Raw genomic sequence first — 24,760 nt, 5'->3', positions numbered from 1 at the left:
AGCGATGTCGAAGTCCAACACCATCCTCTATCTCGACGGCGTCTCGGTCTCCTTCGACGGTTTCCGCGCCATCAACAATCTGTCGCTGGTGCTCGACAAGGGCGAGATGCGCGCCATCATCGGTCCCAACGGCGCCGGCAAGACGACGATGATGGACATCGTCACCGGCAAGACCCGGCCCGACGAGGGCGAAGTGTTCTTCGACGGCCAGGTCGATCTGACCCGGCACGACGAGGCGGAGATCGCCATGATGGGCATCGGCCGCAAATTCCAGAAGCCGACCGTCTTCGAAAGCCACAGCGTCGAAGACAATCTGATGCTGGCGCTGAAGGGCCCGCGCTCGATCTTTCCGGCGCTGTTCCATCGCCGCTCGGCCGCCGAAGCCAGACAGATCGACGACATCCTCGGCATCATCCGGCTGGGCGACAAGCGCCACGATCTGGCAGCCAATCTCAGCCATGGCCAGAAACAGTGGCTGGAGATCGGTATGCTGCTGGCGCAGGACCCGAAGCTGCTTTTGGTTGACGAGCCGGTCGCAGGGATGACCGATGCCGAGACCGAGGAAACCGCGCGGCTGCTCAAGGACATAGCGCGCGAGCATTCGGTCATCGTCGTCGAGCACGACATGCATTTCGTGCGCGAACTCGGCGTCAAGGTCACCTGCCTGCATGAGGGCTCGGTGCTGTCGGAAGGCTCGCTCGATTTCGTCTCGGCCGACGAGCGGGTCGTCGAAGTTTATCTCGGGAGATGAGCATGGTCTGGCGGGTGCAATTCCATCGCTTCGACTTTCCGTTCCTCCGCTTCTGGAGAAGGCGCTGACATGCTCGAAGTTTCCAACGCCACGCTCCATTACGGCGCTGCTCAGGCGCTGCGCGGTGTGTCGCTGACGGCGGGTGCCGGCAAGATCACCTGCGTGCTCGGCCGCAACGGCGTCGGCAAGACCAGTTTGATGAGATCGATCGTCGGCCACCACCGGCTGACGAGCGGAAGCGTTGCCTTCGAGGGGAAGGCGCTCGACCGGAGCGCGGCGTATGATCGCGCCCGGTCGGGCATCGCATTCGTACCGCAGGGCAGGGAGATCTTTCCGCTGCTGACGGTGCGCGAAAACCTGGAGTCCGGCCTTGCGCCGTTGAAGCGCGCCGACCGCAACGTGCCGGCGCATGTCTTCGAACTGTTTCCGGTGCTGAAGCAGATGCTGGGGCGGCGCGGCGGCGATCTCTCAGGCGGCCAGCAGCAGCAGCTCGCCATCGGCCGGGCGCTCGTCATGCGGCCGAAACTGCTGGTGCTCGACGAGCCGACCGAAGGCATCCAGCCCTCGATCATCAAGGACATCGGCCGCGCCATCCGCTATTTGCGCGATCAGGCCGGCATTGCGGTGCTTCTGGTCGAGCAATATCTCGATTTCTGCCGCGAGCTCGCCGACGAGGTCAACATCATGGACCGCGGCCAGATCGTCCACACCGGCCCGGCCGAAGATCTCGACCGGGCGGACGTCAGGAAGTTTCTGACGGTTTAACGCAGGTCGACGGCTGCACGGATCGTACACGTCGAAGATTGGCTGAAATGCCCACAATCACTTCGTCATTCTAGGGCGGAGCCAAGGAGCGGAGCGACGCGCGCAGACCCCAGAATCCATGCCGCGACATCAGCCAAAGAGTGCCGCGATGCAGAACAAGATCGCTTCTGCGGCACATTGGCCATTCCACATTCTGCACCGTTAATGACGCTTCTTCGTCCCGGCATGGATCCCTGGGTCTTCGCTCCGCTTCGCGTCGCTACGCCCAAGGATGATGAAGTCGCGAAGGTCCGCGCGCCGTTGCGTCGGACTTTCGTCCGAGGTCGCCACCTCTGGCACGCCGAATACTGCATGCTAGTCTTTCCTAGGCCTCGGTGAGTCGGCCGCTTCCGTATCAGTCTGGTTCTGTAGCAGATCGAGGGAATATGCTGGCTCAGCCTGCAAGTTCCACGCAAGCAAGCCACCCTAGCTTCCCTCGCAGTTCTGATTGTCGGTCAATGCGTTCAGATAATCTTGCCAGGAGAATAGGGCTATGGAACGGTTCGTCGAGGACCACCAGAAACGACGGCTGACAGAGCGTGTCGACATCATCACCGCCATCAACATTCTGCGCTCGCAAGGCTACCAGCAGGATGAGCTGATCGGCGAAATCACCAAGGTTTTCTACGTCGACCTCGACACTTACAACGAGATCGTCATAGCGGCCTAAAAGCGCGTCGCGCCTGAACGGCCTCATGCGACGCGCTTTGGGGTGTTGTTTTACGTGTGGTGAGGTTCAGGCCGGCTGAATATCAGCCCAGCCTACCCGGCGCGCCGGAAGGCGAGCACACGGTTGCGGCCGCCGCGCTTGGCGCCGTAAAGCGCCTTGTCGGCGGCGCTGAGCACCTTGTCGAATTTGGTGCCGCCCTCGCTGCCGAAGGCGTAGCCGGCGCTGACGGTGCAGGACAGCAGGCGGGTCTCGGTATCGATCCGGCGCATGGCAAAACTGGCCCGGATCCGCTCGGCTATGAATTCCACCTTTTCAGGCAAGGTGCGATCGAGCACCAATGCAAATTCCTCTCCGCCCATGCGCGCGGCGACATCGCCCGGCTGGAGATTGGCGGTCAAATCCTTGGCGAACAGTTTCAGCACCTCGTCGCCGGTGGCATGGCCGAACTCGTCATTTATGGCCTTGAAGCCGTCGAGGTCGAACACGATCACGGCGGTGAAGGACCGGACCGGTGTTTTGCCGTGCAGGTCGAACAAAGCGCGCCGGTTGAGCAGTCCGGTCAGCGGATCGGTCAGCGCTTCGCGGCGATGATGCTGCGCCAGGCGTCCCTGGTTGAGCGCCAGCGAGAGCGCGCCGATGCCGGTCATGCAGGCGATGACGACGATGAGGCTGAAATCCTCGGCCCAGTTGCTCGGCGCATGGCCAAGCACCAGCCTGCCATCCCAGACAAGTGCACCGGAGCACAGCACGAAGGAAATTGCGGTGGCGGTGTAGAGCCCTGCAATGCCGAGGATCGGGGCCGGGAATTCCGTACGACCCTTCCAGTATTCATAGGCCGTCGCAAACAAAAGCAGCGCGGCGAAGGCATTCTCCAGCATGAAGCCCAGCCCGTCATAGCCAAGCGCCATCGGCGGCAAGGCGACTGCCAGCGAGACGCCGGCGCCGACAGCGATGCGCGGCAATGGCGAGCGGCCGGTCGTGAACTGATGGGCCGCGCCCAGCATGGTCGCGAAGCCGAGCAGCAGGAACGTGAAGCTGGCGAGGCCGAGCAGGCGTCCGGGCGCGTCGATATAGGCCTGGTAGGCGAAGACGTCGGCGACGATCAGAAGCACGCTGACCGCCCAGGTCAGCAGGAATTTTTCCGAGCGCGCGGTAAGCCAGATGCCGAACAGCGTCAGGCCGAGGCAAGCGGCGGAAAACCCAACAGCCAACAGAAGGGAACTGTAGTCGAGCGACATGCCCTCGTCCTTGCGCGCGGCGGCCGGCCTCTAGAAAGGACCCGCACCGGATTTATGCAGGATGGAGGTATCGATAAGGTTACGATGCGCATAAGCTATCACGCTTCGGTTGATCGTAGCAATTCTGGGTTGAAACCCTTTTCAAGGGAAAGCGCTACCCGGTTTTCCGGGAAAACCGGTCCGCACTTTTCCTGGAATTGCTCCTAATGCATGTCGCCCAGAAGTGTGCCGCGGTTCTGGGACAACGGCATGCATCAAAGACTTAAATCGCGTCGTATGAATCCGTTTCAGCGCGACGCGCTTTAACCGATCAGCTCACCCGCTTCATCAGCGCCATGGCGCCGAACGGCGCGCGCACCTTGCCCTCGGTGATGAAATAGACGAACACATCGCGCGGTTTCACCGGCGCGTCGAAAGTCGGATCGGCGCGCCGCAGATCGGCCGGCTGCTTGCCTTGCGCCCAGGTCTTCACCCGCGCTGCCCATTCGTCCAGGCCATTCGGCGTATAGCAATCCGGATTGTCGTCGCTGCCGGTCTGCAGCCGCGCATAGATAAAATCGCCGGTGATGTCGGCGATACCAGGATATTTGGCATGGTCGGCATAGACGATTGCCGCCTTGTATTTGCGCGCCAGGCCCACAAATTCCGGCACGCTGAAACTGTCGTTGCGCACTTCCAGCGCATGGCGCAGCGCCACGCCATCCTGCTTTTCCGGCAGCAGCTTCAGGAAGGCCTCGAAATCGTCGGCGTCGAACTTTTTCGTCGGCGCGAACTGCCACAGGATCGGGCCCAGCTTGTCGCCCAGCGCGGCAATGCCGGAGCCGAGGAAGCGCGTCATGGACTCGCCGGCTTCGCCAAGCACGCGGCGGTTGGTGACGAAGCGATTGCCCTTCAGCGAATAGACGAAACCGTCCGGCGCCTCGCCCGCCCATTTGACGAAGGTCGGCTCCTTGAAGCTGGAATAGTAGGTGCCGTTGACCTCGATGCTCGGTACCTGGCGGGTGGCGTAACTCAGCTGTTTGGCCTTGGAAAGCTTGTCCGGGTAGAAGGACGTATCCCAGGGTTCGAAAGTCCAGCCGCCCATCCCGGCGCGGATTGTTCCTTGGCTGATCATCGTCTTCCTCCCAGTTCTAAAAATGCGGTCAGGCTATTTTTCCAACCGGTTTGATCATGTCGACCACGGTCCATCCGGGACGGTGGGGATTGGCTCGGCGGCCCGTTTCGTGGAAGCCATAGGCCGTATAGATCTCGATGTTCCGCTCCATGCGCGAATTGGTGTAGAGCCGCACCTCCGGCACCCCCCATAGCCGCGCCTGTTCCTGGGCGAAGTCGAGCAGCGCGGTGCCGAGTTTCCTGCCCTGGAAAGCGGGGGAGACCGCGACGCTGAAGATCATCGCATGATCGGGATGGCGCTCAATAACGATCAGCCCGGCGAGTTCCGCGCCGCTCTCCAAGAGCCAGACCTCGCCACGCTCGATGCGTGGCGCATAGTCCTCGGTGACTGGGAGCGGCGGCGCGCCTAACAGGGGCGTGTAGTGCTCATAGGCGGTCTGCGTCAGCGAGACGACTGCGTCGAGATCACCGGCAAGCGCCTGTCGGACTGTCATTCAAAGCTCTCCAGGCGCCCGACCGGTCTGTCAGTTACTCCGCCGCTTCGCGCTTGCCTCCGGGCCGCCGCTCCAAAAGCTCCTTCAGGAACTGGCCGGTGTAGCTGCGCTTTTCGCGCACGATGGCTTCCGGTGTGCCCTGTGCCACCAGTTCGCCACCGCCATCGCCGCCTTCGGGGCCGAGGTCGAGCACCCAGTCGGCGGTCTTGATGACTTCGAGATTGTGCTCGATGACCACCACCGTGTTGCCCTGGTCGACCAGTTCGTGAAGCACTTCCAGCAACTTGGCGACGTCGTGGAAGTGCAGGCCGGTGGTCGGCTCGTCGAGGATGTAGAGCGTCTTGCCGGTCGCCTTGCGCGACAATTCCTTGGCGAGCTTGATGCGCTGCGCCTCGCCGCCCGACAGCGTCGTCGCCTGCTGGCCGATATGGATGTAGCCGAGGCCGACCTGCTTCAGCGTCTCCAGCTTGTCGCGCACCCCGGGCACGGCGGCAAAGAAATCGACGCCTTCCTCGACCGTCATGTCCAGGACGTCGGCGATCGACTTGCCCTTGAACAGGACGTCGAGCGTCTCGCGGTTGTAGCGCTTGCCGTGGCAGACGTCGCACGTGACGTAGACGTCGGGCAGGAAGTGCATCTCGATCTTGATGACGCCGTCGCCCTGGCAGGCTTCGCAGCGGCCGCCCTTGACGTTGAAGGAGAAGCGCCCCGGCTGGTAGCCGCGGGCCTTGGCTTCGGGCAGACCGGCGAACCAGTCGCGGATCGGTGTGAAGGCGCCGGTGTAGGTGGCCGGGTTCGAACGCGGTGTGCGGCCGATCGGCGACTGGTCGATGTCGATGACCTTGTCGAGGAATTCGAGGCCCTCGATGCGGTCGTGATCGGCCGGATGCTCGCGCGAGCCCATGATGCGGCGCGACGCCGCCTTGAACAGCGTCTCGATCAGGAAGGTCGATTTGCCGCCGCCAGACACGCCGGTGACGGCGGTAAAAGTGCCGAGCGGGATTTCGGCAGTGACGTTCTTGAGATTGTTGCCGCGCGCGCCGACGATCCTCAGCCGGCGGTTTTTCTTGGCCTCGCGCCTGACACCGGGCGTGGCGACTTCGAGCGCGCCCGACAGATATTTACCGGTGATCGAGTTGGGATTGGCCATCACCTGCTGCGGCGTGCCCTGGGCGATGATCTCGCCGCCATGAATGCCGGCGGCCGGACCCATGTCGACGACATAATCGGCATGCAGGATGGCGTCCTCGTCATGCTCGACGACGATCACCGTGTTGCCGATGTCGCGCAGATGCTTGAGCGTGTCGAGCAGGCGGGCATTGTCGCGCTGGTGCAGGCCGATCGACGGCTCGTCCAGCACATAGAGCACGCCGGTGAGGCCGGAGCCGATCTGCGACGCCAGCCTTATGCGCTGGCTCTCGCCGCCCGACAGCGTGCCGGAATTGCGCGACAGCGTCAGATAGTCGAGGCCGACATCGTTGAGGAAGCGCAGGCGGTCACGGATTTCCTTGAGAACGCGCACCGCGATCTCGTTCTGCTGGTCGTTGAGATGTGGCGGCAGTTCGGTGATCCACTGGTCGGCCTTGCGGATCGACAGCTCTGTGACTTCGCCGATATGCTTGCCGGCGATCTTCACCGCCAGCGCTTCCGGCTTCAGCCGGTATCCCTTGCAGACCGGGCAGGGCGTCGCCGACATGAAGCGCTCGATCTCCTCGCGCATCCAGGCGGATTCGGTTTCCTTCCACCGCCGTTCGAGATTGGGAATGACGCCCTCGAACGTCTTGGTGGTCTTGTAGGAGCGCAGGCCGTCATCATATTGGAAGGTGACCTCGCGCTCGCCGGTGCCGCGCAGGACGGCTTCCTTGGCCTCTTCGGTCAGGTCTTTGAACTTGTCGCCGAGCTTGAAGCCATAGGCTTTGCCCAGCGCTTCCAGCGTCTGGGCGTAATAGGGTGAGGTCGACTTCGCCCACGGGCTGACGGCGCCGTCGCGCAGCGAGACGTTTTCGTCCGGCACGATCAGGCTGGCGTCGATGGCGCGCTGGTTGCCGAGGCCGTCGCAGGTCGGGCAGGCGCCGAACGGGTTGTTGAACGAGAACAGCCTGGGCTCGATCTCCGGAATGGTGAAGCCGGAAACCGGGCAGGCGAATTTTTCCGAGAACAGGATGCGCTCATGCGTCTCGTTCTTCGATTTGTTGACCGAGTCCTCGCCGGTCTGGCTGGCGTCGAGCGGCCGGTCGGCGAACTCGGCCACCGCCAGCCCTTCGGCGAGCTTCAGCGCCGTTTCGATGGAATCGGCAAGCCGTGTCGCCAGGTCGCCGCGCACGACGATGCGGTCGACGACGACGTCGATGTCGTGCTTGTACTTCTTGTCCAGCGCCGGCACGTCGGCGATCTCGTAGAAGACGCCGTCGACCTTGACGCGCTGAAAGCCCTTCTTCTGCAGCTCCAGCAGTTCCTTGCGATATTCGCCCTTGCGGCCGCGCACGATCGGCGCCAGCAGGAAAAGGCGCGTGCCTTCCTCGACAGCCAGCACCCGGTCGACCATCTGGCTGACCGTCTGGCTTTCGATCGGCAGGCCGGTCGCCGGCGAATAGGGGATGCCGACGCGCGCGAACAGCAGGCGCATGTAGTCGTAGATCTCGGTGACGGTGCCGACTGTCGAGCGTGGGTTCTTCGACGTGGTCTTCTGCTCGATCGAGATGGCCGGCGACAGCCCGTCGATCTGGTCGACATCCGGCTTCTGCATCATTTCGAGGAACTGGCGCGCATAAGCCGACAGGCTCTCGACGTAACGGCGCTGGCCCTCGGCATAGATGGTGTCGAAAGCAAGCGACGATTTGCCGGAGCCCGACAGGCCGGTCATGACGATCAGGCTGTCACGCGGCAGGTCGAGATCGACATTCTTCAGGTTGTGTTCGCGTGCCCCGCGAATGGAAAGGTATTTATGGTCGGCCATCGCCGGTCGCCGCCTCAGGTCTGGTGTCAGTGGGATCGGCGGGTTTTCCCGGCCATTCCCTATGTAGGTATTTTTGCCGCCACGTCGAGAGACGCCACACTTCTCGACCAAGGCCGTTTAACCGTCTTTCGCGCGAAGGGGCAAGCGGAAAGAACAAAGGCCGAACACGCTCCTGACAAAGCTGTGCAGAAACTGACAAGGGTGTTTCAGAAACTGACCGTGACGCAAGCTCCCGGCGATCACATTTTCCGTAACCGGCTATTCAAGGTTGACGTCGTCGAATCGGGGGCGCACTCTGCCGGAGTCAACGGAGCCGGCCGTCTTTGATGGCCTCGCCGCCCATAGCGGCCTGCGAGACGCCGCAGGTTTTTGCGATTTGTGCTTCGGATTGACACCTGTCGCAACGGACATAGGAGCGGAGCATGACGCCACCGGATAGTCCCTTGAGGCTCCACCTGCTAGTGGAGCCGCGGCGGGCATAAGTGCCAGGTAGTTTCGAGGCATTGAAGTGTATGTGTCCAAATGGACGCATCGCGACAATCCAACAAACCACCCGACAAACCGTGACCTGCCGAATCCCACAAAAATCAGAGACGGCTAGTCGGATCGTCGGCTGAACGCCGCGAAGCATCCGAAATCAAAGTCGGTATAACACTACCGGCCAGTTTGGATTTGGAATCCAAAAAAAGCCCCGACCGTTAGCGGAAGCAACGGCGGGGCTGTTCTTTTGTGAGGAAGTCGTCGGCGCAGGGTTTCTCTCCCGTATAATAACTGGGAGAAGGGGCTACCGGTGCGGCGGCTTGATCCCACCCGTGCCGACATCGACAGTGATGTTGCCGGAAATCCTGACATCGGTGTCGCCGATCTTGAACGTGCCGTTCTCGCCGGCAGGCAGCGCGTCGTCCGGCTCCGGCTGCGGCGCGGGCTTGGCGATGCGGTAGTCGCCGGCCACGCCGGGCAGGGCGCCTTTCGGCGACGTGCTGCTGCTGTCCCCGGCAAATGCCATGCTCGATGTCGCCGCCGTGATGGCAATGGCTATGGTCAGTCTGTTCAGGTGGTAGCGCATGGCAAGACTATAGTGCCGCGCTCAAGGCGAGGCCAGACCAGCGGTGTTGAAATGAGGGAACACCGGCCTGCATTCAATCCGCCGATCAGGCCGCCGCCTTTTTGCGGGTGTCGAACACATGGTCGACGAGGCCCCACTCCTTGGCCTCCTTGGCGGTCATGAAGAAATCACGGTCGAGCGTGCGTTCGACCTCTTCATAGGTGCGGCCGCAATGCTGCGCATACAGTTCCGTCATGTGCCGTTTGGTGCGCAAAATGCCTTCGGCATGGCGCTGGATGTCGGAGGCCTGGCCCTGGAAGCCGCCCAAAGGCTGGTGCAGCACGATGCTGGCATTGGGGAGCGCGATGCGCCGCCCCGGCGTTCCCGCCATCAGCAGGAAGGAGGCCATCGACGCGGCAAAGCCCATGCACACGGTCGACACCGGGCAGCTGACATATTGCATCGTGTCGTAGATGGCGAAACCGCTGGTCACCACGCCGCCCGGCGAGTTGATGTAGAGCGAGATCTCCTTGTCGGGATTGTCCGATTCCAGCGACAGGAGCTGGGCGCAGACCAGCGCCGACATGCCGTCATTGATCTCGCCATTGACGAAGATGATGCGCTCGCGCAGCAGCCGCGAGAAAATGTCGAAGGCGCGTTCGCCGCGGCTCGATTGCTCGATCACCATCGGCACCAGATTGGCAAAGCCGCTCATCTCATTGTCTCCGTTTTGATTTTTCCGGTTCAGGCAGCGCGCAGCAACAGGCGCGGCGCGTTGGCGGCGACTGGCGGCTTGGGCTTGTATGCGCGCAGCGAGAGCCGGCAGGCGGCGCCCGCCATCGCCACCGCAGGCGTTGCCGCCGCGGCAAACCCGTCATGAACAATGCGCAAATGCGTGCCACCGGAAACAGTGCGGGCAAGCGTGAAGGTCACGATACTGTCCAGCCCATTGGCATCGCCGGTTTCAGAACGCTCGCGCCAGGAATAGCGCAGCAGGCGCCCCGGTTCGGCATCGAGCACTTCGCACTCGATCGGCTTCTCAGGCCCGGCAAAGGCAAAGCGGCTGCCGGTTTCCGGCTTGATGTCGTTCGGCATCATCCATTCCGCCAAAAGCTCCGGCACGGTCAGCGCCCGCCACACTTTTTCCGGTGCGTCCGGCAGATCGCATTCGAAGGCGAGGGCATCCTTGGCGGTCTGCGTCTGCTTTTCGTCGGTCATTGGTCCATGTCCTTCAAAACGGCCTTCAGTCTTTCGATGCGCTCCGGCCAGAATGCGCGGTAGCGTTCGATCCAGCCGAGCAGCGGCTCGAGCCCTTGCGGATCGGCGCGATAGTAGGCGTTGCGGCCGGCCCGCCTTTCGCTGACCAGGCCGGCGCCGCGCAGCACGGCAAGGTGCTGCGACACCGCCGGCTGCGACACGCTCATGCCAGTGCGCAACTCCGACACGCTCATCTCGCCGGAAGTCAGCCGCTCGTAGACGGCGCGTCGCGTCGGGTCGGCCAGGGCGCGAAAAATCTCTGCTTCGATCATGGCAAAAGCATAAGTCGATACTTATCGATTTGGCAAGGGGTGTTTTGAATGCCCGGTATTGATTGGATCCTGCCGGGCCTCTAATCCACGGGGAACAAGATGGGCCGATCATCGCGAGGCAGGAGTAGTATTTATGAATTCCAACGTCGATCTTTCGTCCGCCGAGAACCTCAACGAGGCTCTGAGGCTCTATCGCCGCCTCGTCCTCGGTATAGGCGCCATCGCCGTCATCGGTTTCGTGGCCGTGATCTTGTTGGCCAAGCTGGGTACGGCGCTATCGCCGCCATACGGGATTTACATCTTCGGCGAAGGATTGGGGACCTGGGGCCTGATCGCGGTGGTAGCGGCGCTCGTCGCTCAGGTCTGGTGGCACGGGCGCGCGATCGGGAAATTGCTGAATGACCCGGCTCTGAAATCTGAACCTGCAGTCGGGCTGATGTCGGCACCAACCGTGATCGCACAGCGCGCCCATGCCATGGGCATGGAGTGGAGCGGCTTTTTCGGTCCGTTGCGACCAGCTAAAAAACGGCGCTGACGACACCGCTTCTCGCCGCTGCGTGTCAGCTAAATCCACGCGCCCGCGTCGGCGATTGCTGCCATTCCTTGACAATCCGTGGTTAACAGTATAGGAACGAAAAGGGAACAAAAACCTTGTGGGAAAAGCCAGCCGCGGCAAGCCAGGATTGTCCGCGGCCTGTAAGGTGAACGACTTGAAATTTGTTTCGGATGAGCGCGGAGAAGTGTCATGGCGGGTAGCGTCAACAAGGTCATTCTGGTCGGTAACCTCGGCGCGGACCCTGAAATCCGCCGCCTGAATTCTGGTGACCCGGTCGTCAACATCCGCATCGCCACGTCGGAAAGCTGGCGCGACAAGAACTCCGGCGAGCGCAAGGAAAAGACCGAATGGCACAACGTGGTCATTTTCAATGACCAGATCGCCAAGGTCGCCGAGCAGTACCTGAAGAAGGGCATGAAGGTTTACGTCGAAGGCCAGCTGCAGACACGCAAATGGCAGGACCAGACCGGCGCCGACAAGTACACGACCGAAGTCGTGTTGCAGAAATTCCGCGGCGAGCTGCAGATGCTCGATTCTCGCGGCGAGGGCGGCGGTCAGGTCGGCAACTATGCCGGCGGCGGCGGCGCGAGCCGTGGCTCGGATTTCGGCCAGTCTGGCCCCAATGAGAGCTTCAATCGCGGCGGCAACAGCGGTGGCGGCGGTTCCAAGGGCGGCGGTGGCGGCGGCTCGTCGCGCGAACTGGACGACGAAATCCCGTTCTGAGCTGACGATAGTCAGCGATATCTGAGGAGAGGGCGCGATGTCGCTCGGACCGCTTCTGTCGGCGCGCCCTCCCATTCCATGGCACGCCTTCGCGGCCCTTGCCGCGCTGGCCATTGGCGCTACGCAACTGGCACTGCCGAAAGGCACGACGCGCCATCGTGTCGTCGGCTATACTTGGGCGGCGCTGATGCTGGTCGTCGCCATCTCCAGTTTCTGGATCCAGCAGATACGCCTCGTCGGTCCGTTCAGCCCGATCCATCTCTTGTCGATTTTAGTGTTGATCGCCGTGCCGCTGGCGGTCTGGCACGCGCATATGCATCGGGTCGCCAAACATCGCAGGGTCATGATATCGCTGTATGTTTTCGCCCTGATCGGCGCCGGCGTGTTCACGCTGCTGCCGGGGCGGATCATGCACACGGTCGTCTTCGGCCAGTGACGCTTTCTGAAAGGAAGATTGCCGTGAAAGCGCGGATCAAATGGGTCGAGGAGCGCACCTTCGTCGGCGAGTCCGGCAGCGGCCACAAACTGGTGCTGGGGACCGCCCCCGGGCCGGAAGGCAAGACGCCGGGTCCGAGCCCGATGGAATTGGTGCTGATCGGCACCGGCGGCTGCTCGGCCTATGATGTCGTCCACATCCTCGAAAAAGGCCGCGAGGCGATTGAGGACTGTGTTGTCGAACTCGACGCCGACCGGGCCGAAACCGACCCGAAAGTCTTCACCCGCATCCACATGCATTTCATCGTCACGGGCCACGCGCTGTCGCACGACAAGGTCCAGCGCGCCGTCAACCTGTCGATCGAGAAATACTGCTCGGCCTCGGCCATGCTGGCCAAGACGGCTGTCATCACCCACGATTTCGAGGTCGTCGATACGGCGGTGGAGTAGGGAGCAGGGAGCAGGGGCTGCCGCTTACCCCGCCATCAGCGCCTTGATGCCATCCGCGACGAACTGAACCGCAAGCGCGGCCAGGATGACGCCGAGCAGGCGGGTGAGGATCGAGCGGCCGGTCTGGCCGAGGATGCGGTCGATGCGCTCCGACAGCACGAACACCAGATAGGTGATGGCAAGGCAGACGAAGATGATGCCGACCAGCGCCGCTTGTGCTGCAAAACCCTGAAAAGAGCCCGACAGTAGCACAGTCGCCGAAATCGCACCGGGGCCGGCTATCAGCGGGATCGCCAGCGGGAAGGCCGCGATGTTGTGGATCATGTCCTTGGTGATGGCGACGTCGCCGATCTTCTCCTTGCGGTCCTGGCGGCGCTCAAACACCATTTCGAACGCGATGAAGAACAGCAAAAACCCGCCGGCGACGCGGAAAGCCGGCAGCGTGATGCCGAACACCGACAGGATGGACGCCCCGGCCACCGCAAACAGCGCCATCACCAGGAAGCCGATGATCGAGGCGCGCACCGAAACCTGCTGACGTTCCTCGCGGTTCATGCCGCGTGTCACCGCGAGGAAGAGCGGCGCGAGACCTGGCGGGTCGATGGTCACCAGAATGGTGACGAAGGCGTTGAACAGGCTGTCGAAACTCGGCATCGCTGACCCCTCCCGCCGGGCCGGACCCCTGCGCCACCATAGTGGTAGAGCAAAGCCCGACCGGTGGGAACCGTCTGACATGGCGATACCGGAGACGCCGGCAGTGTTAGGCGGCAGCGTTGCAATAGGCCTCCAGGCGATAGCCGTCGGGATCGACGATGAAGGCAACGTAATAGTCCTCGCCATAGTCGGCGCGCAGGCCCGGCGCGCCATTGTCGCTGCCGCCTGCACGCAAGGCGGCGGCATGGAAGGCGACGACACTCTGCCTCGTCGGCGCGGCAAAGCAGAAATGCAGACCGGACTTCTCGTCCGATGGCACTGGCCGCTCCGCGTCGTTCACCCACAGCGCGACGGCTTGCGCACCATAACCCAGTGAGCCTGGCGACTGGCTGAGGCAGGAATAACCGAGCGGCTTTAGCGCGGCATCGTAGAAGGGCTTCGAAAAATTGGTGTCGCGGACGCCGATCGAGACATGGTCAAGCATGCTTTTGGTCACCTTTTTGCAATATGTTGCGTCATCAGTCGTGGGCGACGCGGCGCGCCAGGAACTCGACTTCGAGACGCCATGTCTTGCCATCGTCGTGCGAACGCTCGCCGAGCCAGCGGAAGCTGTCTTTGGTGATGCACGAAAAGCTCCAGCGGACCGAGGAACCAGTGCCGTCGGCGCCGACCTGCACAATCGTGTCGCCTTCGGCGCGACCAAGCTGGCGGCTGTAGTATTGGTTGCGCGGGTCGCTCCAGAAGATGTGCCAGGCATCCGAGCCGGGATCATAGGCCCGCAGCGTTGTGCCATAGAAAGTCCATTTGCCGAGAGAAGGCGAGGGGCCGGCATCCCGCGCGGGCAGGATCCATACATCCTGGATCGCCCTGCCTTCCAGGACCCAGCCGAAATGCACCTCGCCGCGTCCGGTGAGAACCGTGCCGTCCTCGAGATGGCGCGTGGCATCGAATGTCCAGGCGCCGACGAAGCGGCCGTAGAGATCAAGCTTTTCAGCCAGACCGGGGTTGGGGCCGTCGCTGTGGAGCGCTTCGGCAAAGGAGGATGTACCGATCATACTTGCTGCCTTCGTTGTGTCAGGAGGCTGCAAGCGATAGGCCCCGACCGGGTGTCGCGCTTGGGAAAAATTGCTATCTTTCAAGCCATGACGACGAGCGAACAAAACCTGGCATCGGGGCAGGGCTGGCATGTGTCCGACGTGCTGTGCACGGCCGGCGCCGGCGACCGCCCGTTCGAAGAGGCGCACGACACCTTCTGCGTTGCCGCTGTCACCAGCGGCACCTTCCGCTACCGCACCAGGCAAGGCGCCGCCATGCTGGCGCCGGGCGCGATCCTGCTCGGCAATGTCGGCGCCTGCTATGAATGCGGGCATGCGCATGGCGCCGGCGACCGTTGCCTGTCCTTCCACTTCGCTCCGGCCTATCTCGACCGCATCGCCAGCGACGTGCCCGGCGCGAGCAAGCTCGCCTTCGGCGTGCCGCATATGCCGCCCTTGCCGGCGCTGGCATCGCTGCTGGCCGAGGCGGAAGCGGCGCGCGAGATGGTCGACATCGACGCCTTTGAAGAGCTTGGCCTGCGAATTGCCGGCGCAGCACTAGCAGTTGCCGGCGCAGCACTGCCTGTGGCCAGCGATGCGGTGCCTGGCGTTCGACCGCCGAGCCGCCGCGACCAGAAACGGGTTGCCGAGGCGGTGCGGCAGATCGAGCTCAATGCCGACAGGCCGGTCTCGCTTTCCGAGCTTGCCTGCGCGACGGCGACCAGCCCGTATCATTTCCTGCGCACCTTCCGGCAGGTCGCCGGCATGACGCCCTATCAGTTTCTGCTGAGAACCCGGCTGCACCGCGCGGCGGTGCGGCTGCGCATGTCAGGCGATGCCATCTCGGCAATCGCCTTCGAGGCCGGTTTCAACGATTTGTCGACGTTCAACCGCCGTTTCCGGCGCGTCATGGGTGAGACGCCTGGCCACTATCGCGCCCGGCGGGTGGCTACCCGCTGACGCGTCTGTCTGCCTCCAGATAAGCTCTTGGCTTGGAAAACTGTCCTTCGCAGGCTTTTGCCCCTGGCGGCGGCGAATGCGTTATGGCCAAATCGTCGCAATCAGAGGTATCCATTTGAATTTACCACTGAAATCCTCATTGGAAAAGCACCACGAATATTGGAGTTTCGGCCGTGCTTCCTATATAAGCGGTCAGTGATTCCTGATTAGATTGTGATCCGATTTGACCGACCAAAAACCCCCGCGCGGCGCCGACGGCGGCCCTACCGGCATCGAGCCCATCTCCATCATCGAGGAGATGCAGAGCTCCTACCTCTCTTATGCCATGAGCGTCATCGTCAGCCGTGCGCTGCCCGATGTACGCGACGGCCTGAAGCCGGTTCACCGCCGCATTCTCTATGCGGCGCATGAGAGCGGTTACCACTGGAACCGCAAATATGTGAAGTCGGCCCGCCCGGTCGCCGACGTGATGGGTAAATACCATCCGCATGGCGACGCCTCGATCTACGACGCCTTGGTGCGCATGGCGCAGGACTGGTCGCTGCGCGTTCCGCTGATCGACGGGCAGGGTAATTTCGGCTCCATCGACGGCGATCCGCCGGCGGCGATGCGCTACACCGAATCGCGGCTGACCAAGGTCGCGCATGAACTCTTGGAGGACATCGACAAGGAAACCGTCGATTTCCAGGAGACTTATGACGCATCCGACACCGAACCGAAGGTGCTGCCGGCCCGCTTCCCCAATCTTCTGGTCAACGGTTCCGGCGGCATCGCCGTCGGCATGGCCACCAACATCCCGCCGCACAATCTGGCCGAGATCTGCAACGGCGCCATCGCCATCATCGACAATCCGGCGATCGATTTGCCGGCGCTGATGGAGATCATTCCGGGTCCCGATTTCCCGACCGGCGGCATCGTGCTCGGCCGTTCCGGCATCTACAGCGCCTATGCGACTGGCCGTGGCTCCATCGTCATGCGCGGCAAGGTCAATGTCGAACAGCGCGGAAACGACCGTGAATCGATCATCATCACGGAAGTCCCGTACCAGGTGAACAAGGCCTCGATGATCGAGAAAATGGCCGAGCTGGTGCGCGACAAGCGCATCGAAGGCATTTCCGACATTCGCGACGAAAGCGACCGCCAGGGCTACCGCGTCGTCATCGAGCTGAAGCGCGACGCTGTCGCCGACGTCATTCTCAACCAGCTTTACCGCTTCACGCCGCTGCAGACCTCCTTCGGCGCCAATATGGTGGCGCTGAACGGCGGCAAGCCGGAAGTGATGAACCTGACCGACATGCTGAAGGCGTTTGTCAGCTTCCGCGAAGAGGTGATTAGCCGGCGCACGAAATTCCTGCTGCGCAAGGCGCGCGACCGCGCCCACGTGCTGGTCGGCCTCGCCATCGCCGTCGCCAACATCGACGAAGTGATCAAGCTGATCCGCACCGCGCCCGATCCGCAGACGGCGCGCGAGCAGTTGATGGAGCGACGCTGGCCCTCCGGGGACGTGGAGTCATTGATTCTGCTTATCGACGATCCGCGCCATCGCATCAATGAGGATGGCACCTACAACCTCTCCGAGGAACAGGCGCGCGCAATCCTCGAACTGCGCCTGCAGCGCCTGACCGCGCTCGGCCGTGACGAAATCGCCGACGAGCTGAACACCATCGGCGACGAGATCAAGGATTACCTCGACATTCTGTCGTCCCGCGCCCGCATCCAACAGATCGTCAAGGACGAGCTTGCCGCCGTGCGCGACGAGTTCGGCACGCCGCGCCGCACCGAGCTCACCGACGGCGGCGCCGACATGGAAGACGAGGACCTGATCCAGCGCGAGGACATGGTCGTCACCGTCAGCCATTCCGGCTACATCAAGCGCGTGCCGCTGTCGCTCTACCGGGCGCAACGCCGCGGCGGCAAGGGCCGCTCCGGTATGTCGACCAAGGAAGAGGATTTCGTCACCCGGCTGTTCGTCGCCAACACGCATACGCCGGTGCTGTTCTTCTCCTCGCGCGGCATCGTCTACAAGGAAAAGGTCTGGCGGCTGCCAATCGGCAATCCGCAGTCGCGCGGCAAGGCGCTGATCAACATGCTGCCGCTGGAGCAGGGCGAGCGCATCACCACCATCATGCCGCTGCCCGAGGACGAGACCAGCTGGGGCGAACTCGACGTCATGTTCGCCACCACGCGCGGCACCGTGCGCCGTAACAAGCTGTCCGAATTCGTCCAGGTCAACCGCAATGGCAAGATCGCCATGAAGCTGGAGGAGGAGTGCGACGAGATTCTCGGCGTCGAGACCTGCACAGACAATGACGATGTGCTTTTGACCGCCAGTTCCGGCCAGTGCATCCGCTTCCGCGTTGGCGATGTGCGCGTCTTCCAGAGCCGCAATTCGGTCGGCGTGCGCGGCATAAGCATGGCCGAGACCGACCGCATCATCTCCATGTCGGTGATCGAGCATGTCGATGCTTCGCCGGCGGAACGCTCCGCCTACCTCAAGCGGGCAGCACTGGAGCGGCGGCTTGCCGCCGAGGTGACCGGCGAGGAAGAAGAGATTGCACTCACCAATGAGGAGATTGGCGAGGAGACCGAGCTTTCCGACAGCCGTTACGAAGAGCTCAAGGCGCATGAGCAGTATGTGCTGACGGTGACCGAATATGGCTACGGCAAGCGCTCGTCATCCTACGATTTCCGCCTGACCGGACGCGGCGGCAAAGGCATCCGCGCCACCGACGTGTCGAAGGTGGCCGAGATCGGCCAGCTGGTGGCGACTTTCCCGGTCGGCAATGACGACCAGATCATGCTGGTTTCGGATGGCGGCACGGTCATCCGGGTGCCGGTCAACGGTATCCGTTTCGCCAGCCGCGCCACCAAGGGCGTGACCATCTTCAACACCGCCGAAGGCGAGAAGGTGGTTTCGGTCGAACGGATTTCGGAGCCGCAGGCCGACGAGGATGTCGAAGAGGGTGTCATTGAGGCCGGCGCCGGAGATGCCGTACCGGACAGCACCGAATAGGTTTGAGCAACAACGCCGGCCCGATGGGCCGGCGCAAACAAGAACTAGCAATAAATCAGGGGCGACGGTGGGGCCAGCGAGCGCCGAAACCTTCGAACCGCTTTGTGCGGACACGGACGCGCTCTGCCTCGCTATGCAATCCGAATGCGGTGGCGATCAGCATGGCGACGGTCATTGCGGTGGCGAGCATGTAGATCAGCATGTGCGTGTTCTCCTGCGCCTATCCAACGGTTAGATCGGGTTTTGGTTTCATTTTCCGAAGTGCAAACTAGCGAACGCGGCGTGAAGTCTTCGTGATCAAGGCATTCATCTGTCGTTCATGTCTGCGAAAAGGTTCACGCAGATGTTCCCAATCGCATTTGCCTTCCGCCCAATGCCCCGCTAGAAGCACCTCCCATGACCGATCGCATCGCCCTTTATGCCGGCTCCTTCGACCCGCTGACCAACGGCCATCTCGATGTCCTGAAGGCATCGCTGGCTGTCGCCGACACGGTTTATGCGGCGATCGGCACCCACCCCGGCAAGACGCCGCTGTTTTCCTTCGACGAACGGGTGAAGCTGATCGAGGCCGCGACCAAGGCCGAATTTGGCCGCGACGGCGACCGGATCAAGGTCGTCGCCTTTGACGGGCTGGTCATCGACGCGGCCCGCAAGCATGGCGCCTCGATCATGATCCGCGGCCTGCGCGACGGCACCGATCTCGATTACGAGATGCAGATGGCCGGCATGAACGAGACCATGGCGCCGGAACTGCAGACGGTTTTTCTGCCCGCCAGCCCATCGGTACGCACCATTACTGCCACACTTGTGCGCCAGATAGCCTCGATGGGCGGAGACATCCGTCCCTTCGTACCGGCCGCCGTTGCCGGTGCGCTCACCGCCAAATTCGCGAAATAGTGCATGTCGCCCCAAAGTGGATGCCGGTTTTTGGGGCAACGACATGCACCCTAACAAAGACCTTCGGAGATCCCTTATGCAGCTGAAAAAGCTCGCCTCGTTCCTCGTCGTGCTTGCCGGTCTCGTGACCGCATCCGTTTCGGCCTTCGCCGCCGAACCGGAAAACACCATTGTCATCACCTTGAAGAACGGCGACGTCACCATCGCGCTACGCCCCGACCTGGCACCCAAGCATGTCGCGCAGATCAAGAAGCTGGTGCGTGAAGGCGCTTATAACGATGTCGCATTCCACCGGGTCATCAACGGCTTTATGGCGCAGACCGGCGACGTCAAGTTCGGCAACATGAAGAAGGGGTTCAGCCCCGAGGCCGTCGGCACTGGCGGTTCAGACCTGCCCGACCTGCCGGCCGAATTCTCGCAGAGCGAACATTTCAAGCGCGGCACGCTCGGCATGGCCCGCTCGCAGGACCCGAACTCCGCCAATTCGCAGTTCTTCATCATGTTCGCGCCGGCGCCGAACCTCGATGGCCAGTACACCATCGTTGGCAGTGTCGTCAGCGGCATGGAGCTGGTGGACAAGATCAAGAAGGGCGACGAGGCCGACAACGGCACGGTCAGCGAGCCCGACCGCATGATCAAGGTACGCATCGCCGCCGACAAGTAAACCAATCAAATCAATCTGTTTTCTGAGATAAAGGATATACGACATGGCTGAGATCAAGGACCGCGAGAACGCGCTCATCCTGGAAACGACCAAGGGCAAGGTCGTCATCGAACTGTTCCCCGATTTGGCTCCCGGCCACGTCGCCCGCATCAAGGAACTGGCCCGCGAAGGCGCCTATGACGGCGTGGTCTTCCACCGCGTCATCGAAGGCTTCATGGCGCAGACCGGCGACGTGAAGTTCGGCAATTCGTCGAAGCCGACCTTCGCGCCTTCGCGTGCGGGCATGGGCGGCTCGGAAAAGCCGGACCTGAAGGCTGAGTTCTCCAACGCCAACCATGGCCGCGGCACCTGCTCGATGGCCCGTTCGCAGAACCCGAACTCGGCCAATTCGCAGTTCTTCATCTGCTTCGACGATGCCGCCTTCCTCAACCGCCAGTACACGGTCTGGGGCCAGGTCATCGAAGGCATGGACAATGTCGATAAGATCAAGCGCGGCGAGCCGGTGGTCGATCCCGACAGGATCGTGTCGCTGAAGGTCGCGGCCGACGTCAAGTAAGGACAAACGACGATGATGGGCGTGGTCTGGTCGCTGCTCGGCATCCTGTCAGGCGCCTTCATCGCCGTCCAGGCGCCGATCAACTCGCAGCTGGCGCGCGGCCTGGGGCTCCCGGTCGCGGCTGCTGCCTTCTCGTTCCTGTCGGGCGCGATCGTGCTTGGTATCATCTCCATTGCCGTTGTGCGGCTGCAGGACATCTCGCTCGACTGGAAGGCGCCGGCACCTTGGCTGTTCATCGCCGGCGGCATGCTCGGCGGTTTCTATGTCACCCTGTCGACCATTCTTACGCCGCGCATCGGTGCAGCCGCGTTGATGGCGTTCCTGGTTGCCGGCCAGCTCTTCGCCGGCATGCTGATCGATCGCGTCGGCTTTCTCGGCGTGGCGGTGCGCGAGATTTCGGTCGGCCGCATCGCCGGCGCGGTGCTGCTGTTGGCCGGAGCGCTGCTCGTCCGGCTCTACTGATGCGCGTCGACCTCTTCGACTTCGACCTGCCGGAGGAGCGCATCGCGCTGCGCCCGGCCGAGCCGCGCGACAGCGCCAGAATGCTGGTGGTCAGGCCAGGCGAAGACTTTGCGGACCGCGCGGTGCGCGACCTTCCGTCCTTGCTCAGAACGGGCGACGTGCTGGTCTTCAACGACACCAAGGTCATTCCTGCCCAGTTGAGAGGCATCAGGCGGCGCGGCGAAGCGCAGGCGCAGGTCGACGCCACGCTGCATATGCGCATGGCGCCGGACCGCTGGCTGGCCTTCATGCGGCCGGGCAAGCGCATCGCCGCCGGCGACCGCATCCATTTCGGCCATGACGGCAATTCCTGTTTTCTCGGGCAACTCGACGCCACGGTGATCGAGAAGGGCGAGGCCGGCGAGGTGCTGCTCGGTTTCGACCTGTCGGGGCCGTTTCTCGACGAGGCGCTGCATGCCGTCGGCCACATCCCGCTGCCGCCCTATATCGCGTCGAAGCGCGACGACGACGCGCGCGACCTGACCGACTACCAGACCATCTATGCCAAAGAGGAAGGTGCTGTGGCAGCGCCCACCGCCGGCCTGCATTTCACGCCGGAACTGTTTGCAGCACTCGACGCTAAAGGCATCGAACGCCGCTTCGTCACCTTGCATGTCGGCGCCGGCACCTTCCTGCCGGTCAAGGCGGACGACACCGCTGACCACAAGATGCATGCCGAGACCGGCTCGGTCAGCGAAGCAACAGCCGACGCTCTGAATGGCGCCAAGGCGCGGGGCGGGCGCATCATCGCTGTCGGCACGACCTCGCTGCGCCTGCTGGAGAGCGCGGCACGGCCTGATGGCTCGCTGACCGCCTGGTCCGGCCCGACCGACATCTTCATCACGCCGGGCTATCGGTTCAAGACCGCCGACCTGCTGATGACCAATTTCCATCTGCCGCGTTCGACGCTGTTCATGCTGGTTTCGGCCTTCAGCGGCCTAGATACGATGCGTGCGGCCTATGCTCATGCCATCGGGAACGATTACAGGTTCTATTCCTACGGAGATGCAAGCCTGCTTTATCGAGCGGAGATGAGCGATGGACGATGACCTGCAGGCCTTTGATCGCGAAAGCCTGATCGCCGAAGTGAAGAAATTGCGTGCCGGCATTCGCCAGCACCGAGATTCTACCGGCCATGATTTATGCTGGCATCATCCCAACCTGTGGGACCTGCTGCCGGAAGAGACCGATCCATCGATTGCTGTGCCGCCATGGCCGAAATTCATGCGCGGCTGCATCCAATACCGGCAGTCGCTCGACAGGCAGGCGCCAGGCGCGCCTGTCCATGACAAGGAATTCAATGGCTGAGACATTCACCTTCAAGATTCTCGCCACCGACGGCAAGGCGCGGCGCGGTGTCATCGAGATGCCGCGCGGCGAAATCCGCACGCCGGCCTTCATGCCGGTCGGCACCGGCGGCACGGTCAAGGCCATGTATATGGACCAGGTGCGCGGCGTCGGCGCCGACGTCATTCTGGGCAATACCTATCATCTTATGCTGCGGCCAGGCGCCGAGCGCGTGGCGCGGCTTGGCGGCCTGCATGAGTTCGCCCGCTGGCCACAGCCGATCCTGACCGACAGTGGGGGTTTTCAGGTCATGTCGCTGTCGAAGCTCAGAAAATTGACCGAGAAGGGCGTCACCTTTCGCTCGCACATTGACGGCGCTGCCTACGAGATGTCGCCGGAGCGCTCGATCGAGATCCAGGGCCTGCTCGATTCCGACATCCAGATGCAGCTCGACGAATGCACAGCGCTGCCGGCCGACCTCAAGCAGATCGAGCGCGCGATGGAGCTGTCGCTGCGCTGGGCCGAGCGCTGCAAGACAGCGTTCGGCGACCAGCCCGGCAAGGCCATGTTCGGCATCGTCCAGGGTGGCGACAACGCAGCACTCAGGGTGCGCTCGGCGCAGGCGCTGAGCGCGATGGAGCTGAAGGGCTATGCCGTCGGCGGCCTGGCCGTCGGCGAGCCGCAAGCGGTGATGCTGGATATGCTGGAGATCACCTGTCCGGAATTGCCTGACAACAAGCCTCGATATCTCATGGGCGTCGGCACGCCGGACGACATCGTGAAATCGGTGGCGCGCGGCATCGACATGTTCGACTGCGTGATGCCGACCCGCGCCGGCCGCCATGGCCTGGCCTATACCAGGCGCGGCAAGGTCAATCTCAGGAATGCCCGCCATGCGGACGATCCGCGGCCGCTGGACGAGGAGAGTGACTGCCCGGCGGCACGCGACTATTCACGCGCCTATCTGCATCATCTCGTGCGCTCGCAGGAGGCGCTGGGCGCGATGCTTCTGACCTGGAACAACCTGTCTTACTATCAGAAGCTGATGCAGGACATTCGCGCCGCGATCGAGGCAAAGGCCTTCGAGGCGCACACATCAGACATTTCAGAGGGATGGGCGAGGGGCGATATTCCGGTGCTATAAGCACATCTAGGTGCTGAGCGAATTCGCTGCGCGCAAGCTGCAGCCGGTGATTTGAAAGCTGCCGTCGGGCTGCTGTTCCAGCGTGTAGACCGCCTCATAGTCCTTGCCGTCGGGCCCAACGATCAGCACTTGCTGGATTAGCGAAGTTGGCCCCATCTGCTCGACCTTGCCGAAGGAATAGCTCTGCGGCTGGCGCACCGGCGGATAGCCGTTGGTCACCATGTTCATGAAGGTGTCGACGGTCGGAAAGATGCGCTTCACATTTGGAGCGGCGAAACTGTACGCCTTGGCGCCATCATTGGCGATGAGCGCCTTCAACTGACCATCGATGACGGCCTGGCCGGCCTTGACTTCGGCGTCGCCGGCAAGGGCTGCCGACACGAACAACGCGAACAGCAATGAAACAACTGCGAATGCGGTGCGGCGCATGGCCTGTCTCCATTGTCCCCCAACAAAACCTGTCCCGGGACGCATCATACCATACGGTTTGCGGAGCCTCACGGTTTCAGCAACCGCAATATTCGCCACGCAAGTGCCACATGATCATGCTTAAGCCTCCTTTAACGCGGGGCGCGCATCGTAGGGACGGGTGGGGACCCGTTCGCGCAACCAGGGGACGACCATGTTCAAGCAGCCGATCGACCGGCGCCTTTTGCTGAAGGGCGCGGCAAGCCTCGCAGTTTTGGCTCCCTTGCCCGCCTGGGCAAGCACCGGGCCGACTGTCACGGAAGTCGCCTTCGATCCCGCCATTCCAGCGCTCGGCAACCCCGATGGCGACGTCACCATCGCCGAATTCGTCGACTATCAATGCCCGATCTGCAAGCTCGTCTTCGTCGAACTGAAGAAGTTGATGGAAGAGGACAACGGCGTCCGGCTTGTGATGAAGGACTGGCCGATCTTCGGCGACGTGTCGCGCGACGCGGCGCGGGTGACGCTGCTGAGCGGCGAACACTATGGCGCGGCGGTCGATGCGCTGATGACCAACCAGCGCGGCCTTTCGGAACGCCGCACCAACGACATCCTTTCTTCCGTCGGTGTCGATGTGGCGATGGTGCGTGCCGACCTCGCCATCCGTGAACCCGACATCGACGCTGCCCTTGTCCGCACCGAAGCCCAGGCGACGGCTTTCAAGCTGCGCGGCACGCCAGCCCTGGTCATCGGCGGCAACCTGTACCGGCGCGGCATGCCCGTGTCCGAACTGAGACAAGCCGTCGCCAAGGCCCGCTCCGCCTGATGCTTGAAAGCCGGGCGGCAGTCTGCCACAAGGGCCGCTTGAGTGCTGAAGC

Annotated in this window: 31 protein-coding genes; 18 read left to right on the top strand and 13 right to left on the bottom strand. The window is 62.7% G+C overall.

The window, feature by feature from the left end:
* Positions 1–4 precede the first annotated feature (4 nt).
* The 3 genes from urtD (at position 5) to NLY42_RS22785 (ending at position 2,225) form a co-directional block, all read left to right on the top strand.
* Positions 5–751 (top strand): urea ABC transporter ATP-binding protein UrtD, encoded by a 747-nt coding sequence (urtD, locus tag NLY42_RS22795; RefSeq protein WP_023670934.1) that lies wholly within the window; start codon positions 5–7, stop codon positions 749–751.
* Between the two features lie 69 nt (positions 752–820).
* The gene (urtE, locus tag NLY42_RS22790; protein WP_023754910.1) at positions 821–1,516 is read left to right on the top strand and encodes an urea ABC transporter ATP-binding subunit UrtE; all 696 of its coding nucleotides are present in this window, start codon (positions 821–823) and stop codon (positions 1,514–1,516) included.
* 532 nt (positions 1,517–2,048) lie between these two features.
* Positions 2,049–2,225, top strand: a complete 177-nt coding sequence (locus NLY42_RS22785) for a hypothetical protein (protein WP_023670936.1) — start codon at positions 2,049–2,051, stop codon at positions 2,223–2,225.
* A 92-nt stretch (positions 2,226–2,317) separates the two neighbouring features.
* Here NLY42_RS22785 and NLY42_RS22780 read toward each other — a convergent pair whose 3' ends face one another.
* The 4 genes from NLY42_RS22780 to uvrA form a co-directional block, all read right to left on the bottom strand.
* Positions 2,318–3,463, bottom strand: coding sequence for a GGDEF domain-containing protein (locus NLY42_RS22780; protein ID WP_023670937.1), 1,146 nt, complete (start codon positions 3,461–3,463; stop codon positions 2,318–2,320).
* Between the two features lie 310 nt (positions 3,464–3,773).
* Positions 3,774–4,577 (bottom strand): DUF72 domain-containing protein, encoded by an 804-nt coding sequence (locus NLY42_RS22775; RefSeq protein ID WP_023693383.1) that lies wholly within the window; start codon positions 4,575–4,577, stop codon positions 3,774–3,776.
* A gap of 28 nt (positions 4,578–4,605) precedes the next feature.
* Positions 4,606–5,070, bottom strand: a complete 465-nt coding sequence (locus NLY42_RS22770; RefSeq protein WP_023706185.1) for a GNAT family N-acetyltransferase — start codon at positions 5,068–5,070, stop codon at positions 4,606–4,608.
* Positions 5,071–5,104: 34 nt separating this feature from the next.
* Positions 5,105–8,026, bottom strand: coding sequence for an excinuclease ABC subunit UvrA (uvrA, locus tag NLY42_RS22765; RefSeq protein ID WP_023754909.1), 2,922 nt, complete (start codon positions 8,024–8,026; stop codon positions 5,105–5,107).
* Between uvrA and NLY42_RS22760 the strand changes: the two genes are divergently transcribed.
* Positions 8,015–8,353, top strand: coding sequence for a hypothetical protein (locus NLY42_RS22760; RefSeq protein WP_155923317.1), 339 nt, complete (start codon positions 8,015–8,017; stop codon positions 8,351–8,353). The two genes, uvrA and NLY42_RS22760, sit on opposite strands and share 12 nt — an antisense overlap.
* 457 nt (positions 8,354–8,810) lie before the next feature.
* Here NLY42_RS22760 and NLY42_RS22755 read toward each other — a convergent pair whose 3' ends face one another.
* The 4 genes from NLY42_RS22755 to NLY42_RS22740 all read right to left on the bottom strand — a co-directional run bounded on the left by NLY42_RS22755 (position 8,811) and on the right by NLY42_RS22740 (position 10,600).
* On the bottom strand, positions 8,811–9,092 hold the full coding sequence (locus NLY42_RS22755) for a hypothetical protein (protein ID WP_031199587.1): 282 nt from the start codon (positions 9,090–9,092) through the stop codon (positions 8,811–8,813).
* Between the two features lie 85 nt (positions 9,093–9,177).
* The gene (locus tag NLY42_RS22750; protein WP_023712389.1) at positions 9,178–9,786 is read right to left on the bottom strand and encodes an ATP-dependent Clp protease proteolytic subunit; all 609 of its coding nucleotides are present in this window, start codon (positions 9,784–9,786) and stop codon (positions 9,178–9,180) included.
* A gap of 29 nt (positions 9,787–9,815) precedes the next feature.
* The gene (locus tag NLY42_RS22745; RefSeq protein ID WP_023754908.1) at positions 9,816–10,289 is read right to left on the bottom strand and encodes an SRPBCC family protein; all 474 of its coding nucleotides are present in this window, start codon (positions 10,287–10,289) and stop codon (positions 9,816–9,818) included.
* Entirely contained in the window at positions 10,286–10,600 is a 315-nt protein-coding gene (locus NLY42_RS22740; protein ID WP_023670944.1) for an ArsR/SmtB family transcription factor, read from the bottom strand. Before NLY42_RS22740 ends, NLY42_RS22745 begins: the two co-directional genes overlap by 4 nt.
* A 133-nt stretch (positions 10,601–10,733) precedes the next feature.
* On the opposite strand from NLY42_RS22740, the gene NLY42_RS22735 reads away from it, so the two are divergent.
* The 4 genes from NLY42_RS22735 (at position 10,734) to NLY42_RS22720 (ending at position 12,764) form a co-directional block, all read left to right on the top strand.
* A complete protein-coding gene (locus NLY42_RS22735) occupies positions 10,734–11,135 on the top strand; it encodes a hypothetical protein (protein WP_023670945.1) in 402 nt (133 codons plus the stop codon).
* A gap of 210 nt (positions 11,136–11,345) precedes the next feature.
* Complete coding sequence (gene ssb / locus NLY42_RS22730; protein ID WP_023670946.1) at positions 11,346–11,879, top strand: single-stranded DNA-binding protein; 534 nt, start codon at positions 11,346–11,348, stop codon at positions 11,877–11,879.
* Positions 11,880–11,916: 37 nt separating this feature from the next.
* The gene (locus NLY42_RS22725) at positions 11,917–12,315 is read left to right on the top strand and encodes a DUF2306 domain-containing protein (RefSeq protein WP_023752202.1); all 399 of its coding nucleotides are present in this window, start codon (positions 11,917–11,919) and stop codon (positions 12,313–12,315) included.
* Between the two features lie 23 nt (positions 12,316–12,338).
* Positions 12,339–12,764, top strand: coding sequence for an OsmC family protein (locus NLY42_RS22720; protein ID WP_023754907.1), 426 nt, complete (start codon positions 12,339–12,341; stop codon positions 12,762–12,764).
* Between the two features lie 24 nt (positions 12,765–12,788).
* Here NLY42_RS22720 and NLY42_RS22715 read toward each other — a convergent pair whose 3' ends face one another.
* From NLY42_RS22715 to NLY42_RS22705, 3 genes are all read right to left on the bottom strand, one after another.
* Positions 12,789–13,418 carry a MarC family protein gene (locus NLY42_RS22715; RefSeq protein ID WP_023670949.1) on the bottom strand — a complete coding sequence of 210 codons (630 nt, stop codon included), beginning with the start codon at positions 13,416–13,418 and terminating at the stop codon, positions 12,789–12,791.
* A 106-nt stretch (positions 13,419–13,524) separates the two neighbouring features.
* The gene (locus NLY42_RS22710) at positions 13,525–13,902 is read right to left on the bottom strand and encodes a VOC family protein (protein ID WP_023754906.1); all 378 of its coding nucleotides are present in this window, start codon (positions 13,900–13,902) and stop codon (positions 13,525–13,527) included.
* Positions 13,903–13,936: 34 nt separating this feature from the next.
* Positions 13,937–14,473, bottom strand: a complete 537-nt coding sequence (locus NLY42_RS22705) for a hypothetical protein (protein WP_023754905.1) — start codon at positions 14,471–14,473, stop codon at positions 13,937–13,939.
* A gap of 87 nt (positions 14,474–14,560) precedes the next feature.
* Between NLY42_RS22705 and NLY42_RS22700 the strand changes: the two genes are divergently transcribed.
* Together NLY42_RS22700 and gyrA are read left to right on the top strand one after the other, a co-directional pair.
* The gene (locus NLY42_RS22700; RefSeq protein ID WP_023754904.1) at positions 14,561–15,412 is read left to right on the top strand and encodes a helix-turn-helix transcriptional regulator; all 852 of its coding nucleotides are present in this window, start codon (positions 14,561–14,563) and stop codon (positions 15,410–15,412) included.
* A 223-nt stretch (positions 15,413–15,635) separates the two neighbouring features.
* Positions 15,636–18,425 carry a DNA gyrase subunit A gene (gyrA, locus tag NLY42_RS22695; protein ID WP_286488816.1) on the top strand — a complete coding sequence of 930 codons (2,790 nt, stop codon included), beginning with the start codon at positions 15,636–15,638 and terminating at the stop codon, positions 18,423–18,425.
* A gap of 55 nt (positions 18,426–18,480) precedes the next feature.
* Here gyrA and NLY42_RS22690 read toward each other — a convergent pair whose 3' ends face one another.
* Positions 18,481–18,627 carry a hypothetical protein gene (locus NLY42_RS22690; RefSeq protein ID WP_023670953.1) on the bottom strand — a complete coding sequence of 49 codons (147 nt, stop codon included), beginning with the start codon at positions 18,625–18,627 and terminating at the stop codon, positions 18,481–18,483.
* Between the two features lie 194 nt (positions 18,628–18,821).
* On the opposite strand from NLY42_RS22690, the gene coaD reads away from it, so the two are divergent.
* From coaD to tgt, 7 genes are all read left to right on the top strand, one after another.
* Positions 18,822–19,322 (top strand): pantetheine-phosphate adenylyltransferase, encoded by a 501-nt coding sequence (gene coaD / locus NLY42_RS22685; protein ID WP_023670954.1) that lies wholly within the window; start codon positions 18,822–18,824, stop codon positions 19,320–19,322.
* Positions 19,323–19,398: 76 nt separating this feature from the next.
* The gene (locus tag NLY42_RS22680) at positions 19,399–19,986 is read left to right on the top strand and encodes a peptidylprolyl isomerase (protein ID WP_023754903.1); all 588 of its coding nucleotides are present in this window, start codon (positions 19,399–19,401) and stop codon (positions 19,984–19,986) included.
* 43 nt (positions 19,987–20,029) lie between these two features.
* On the top strand, positions 20,030–20,542 hold the full coding sequence (locus NLY42_RS22675; RefSeq protein ID WP_023754902.1) for a peptidylprolyl isomerase: 513 nt from the start codon (positions 20,030–20,032) through the stop codon (positions 20,540–20,542).
* Positions 20,543–20,554: 12 nt separating this feature from the next.
* On the top strand, positions 20,555–21,004 hold the full coding sequence (locus NLY42_RS22670; RefSeq protein WP_023754901.1) for a DMT family transporter: 450 nt from the start codon (positions 20,555–20,557) through the stop codon (positions 21,002–21,004).
* Positions 21,004–22,092, top strand: a complete 1,089-nt coding sequence (gene queA, locus NLY42_RS22665) for a tRNA preQ1(34) S-adenosylmethionine ribosyltransferase-isomerase QueA (protein ID WP_023754900.1) — start codon at positions 21,004–21,006, stop codon at positions 22,090–22,092. Before NLY42_RS22670 ends, queA begins: the two co-directional genes overlap by 1 nt.
* Positions 22,082–22,351, top strand: coding sequence for a hypothetical protein (locus NLY42_RS22660; RefSeq protein WP_023754899.1), 270 nt, complete (start codon positions 22,082–22,084; stop codon positions 22,349–22,351). The genes queA and NLY42_RS22660 overlap by 11 nt, the downstream gene beginning before the upstream one ends.
* Positions 22,344–23,474 carry a tRNA guanosine(34) transglycosylase Tgt gene (gene tgt / locus NLY42_RS22655; protein WP_023754898.1) on the top strand — a complete coding sequence of 377 codons (1,131 nt, stop codon included), beginning with the start codon at positions 22,344–22,346 and terminating at the stop codon, positions 23,472–23,474. Before NLY42_RS22660 ends, tgt begins: the two co-directional genes overlap by 8 nt.
* Before the next feature lie 6 nt (positions 23,475–23,480).
* On the opposite strand, the gene NLY42_RS22650 is transcribed toward tgt, so the two are convergent.
* Entirely contained in the window at positions 23,481–23,903 is a 423-nt protein-coding gene (locus tag NLY42_RS22650; protein WP_023684643.1) for a DUF4864 domain-containing protein, read from the bottom strand.
* Positions 23,904–24,096: 193 nt separating this feature from the next.
* Between NLY42_RS22650 and NLY42_RS22645 the strand changes: the two genes are divergently transcribed.
* Entirely contained in the window at positions 24,097–24,708 is a 612-nt protein-coding gene (locus NLY42_RS22645) for a DsbA family protein (RefSeq protein WP_023693402.1), read from the top strand.
* Positions 24,709–24,760 lie beyond the last annotated feature (52 nt).

The sequence above is a fragment of the Mesorhizobium sp. C372A genome, from assembly GCF_030323245.1.
GTDB lineage: Bacteria > Pseudomonadota > Alphaproteobacteria > Rhizobiales > Rhizobiaceae > Mesorhizobium.
Note: the sequence above shows the minus strand (reverse complement) of the source record. Positions and strands in the feature narration are given on the sequence as shown.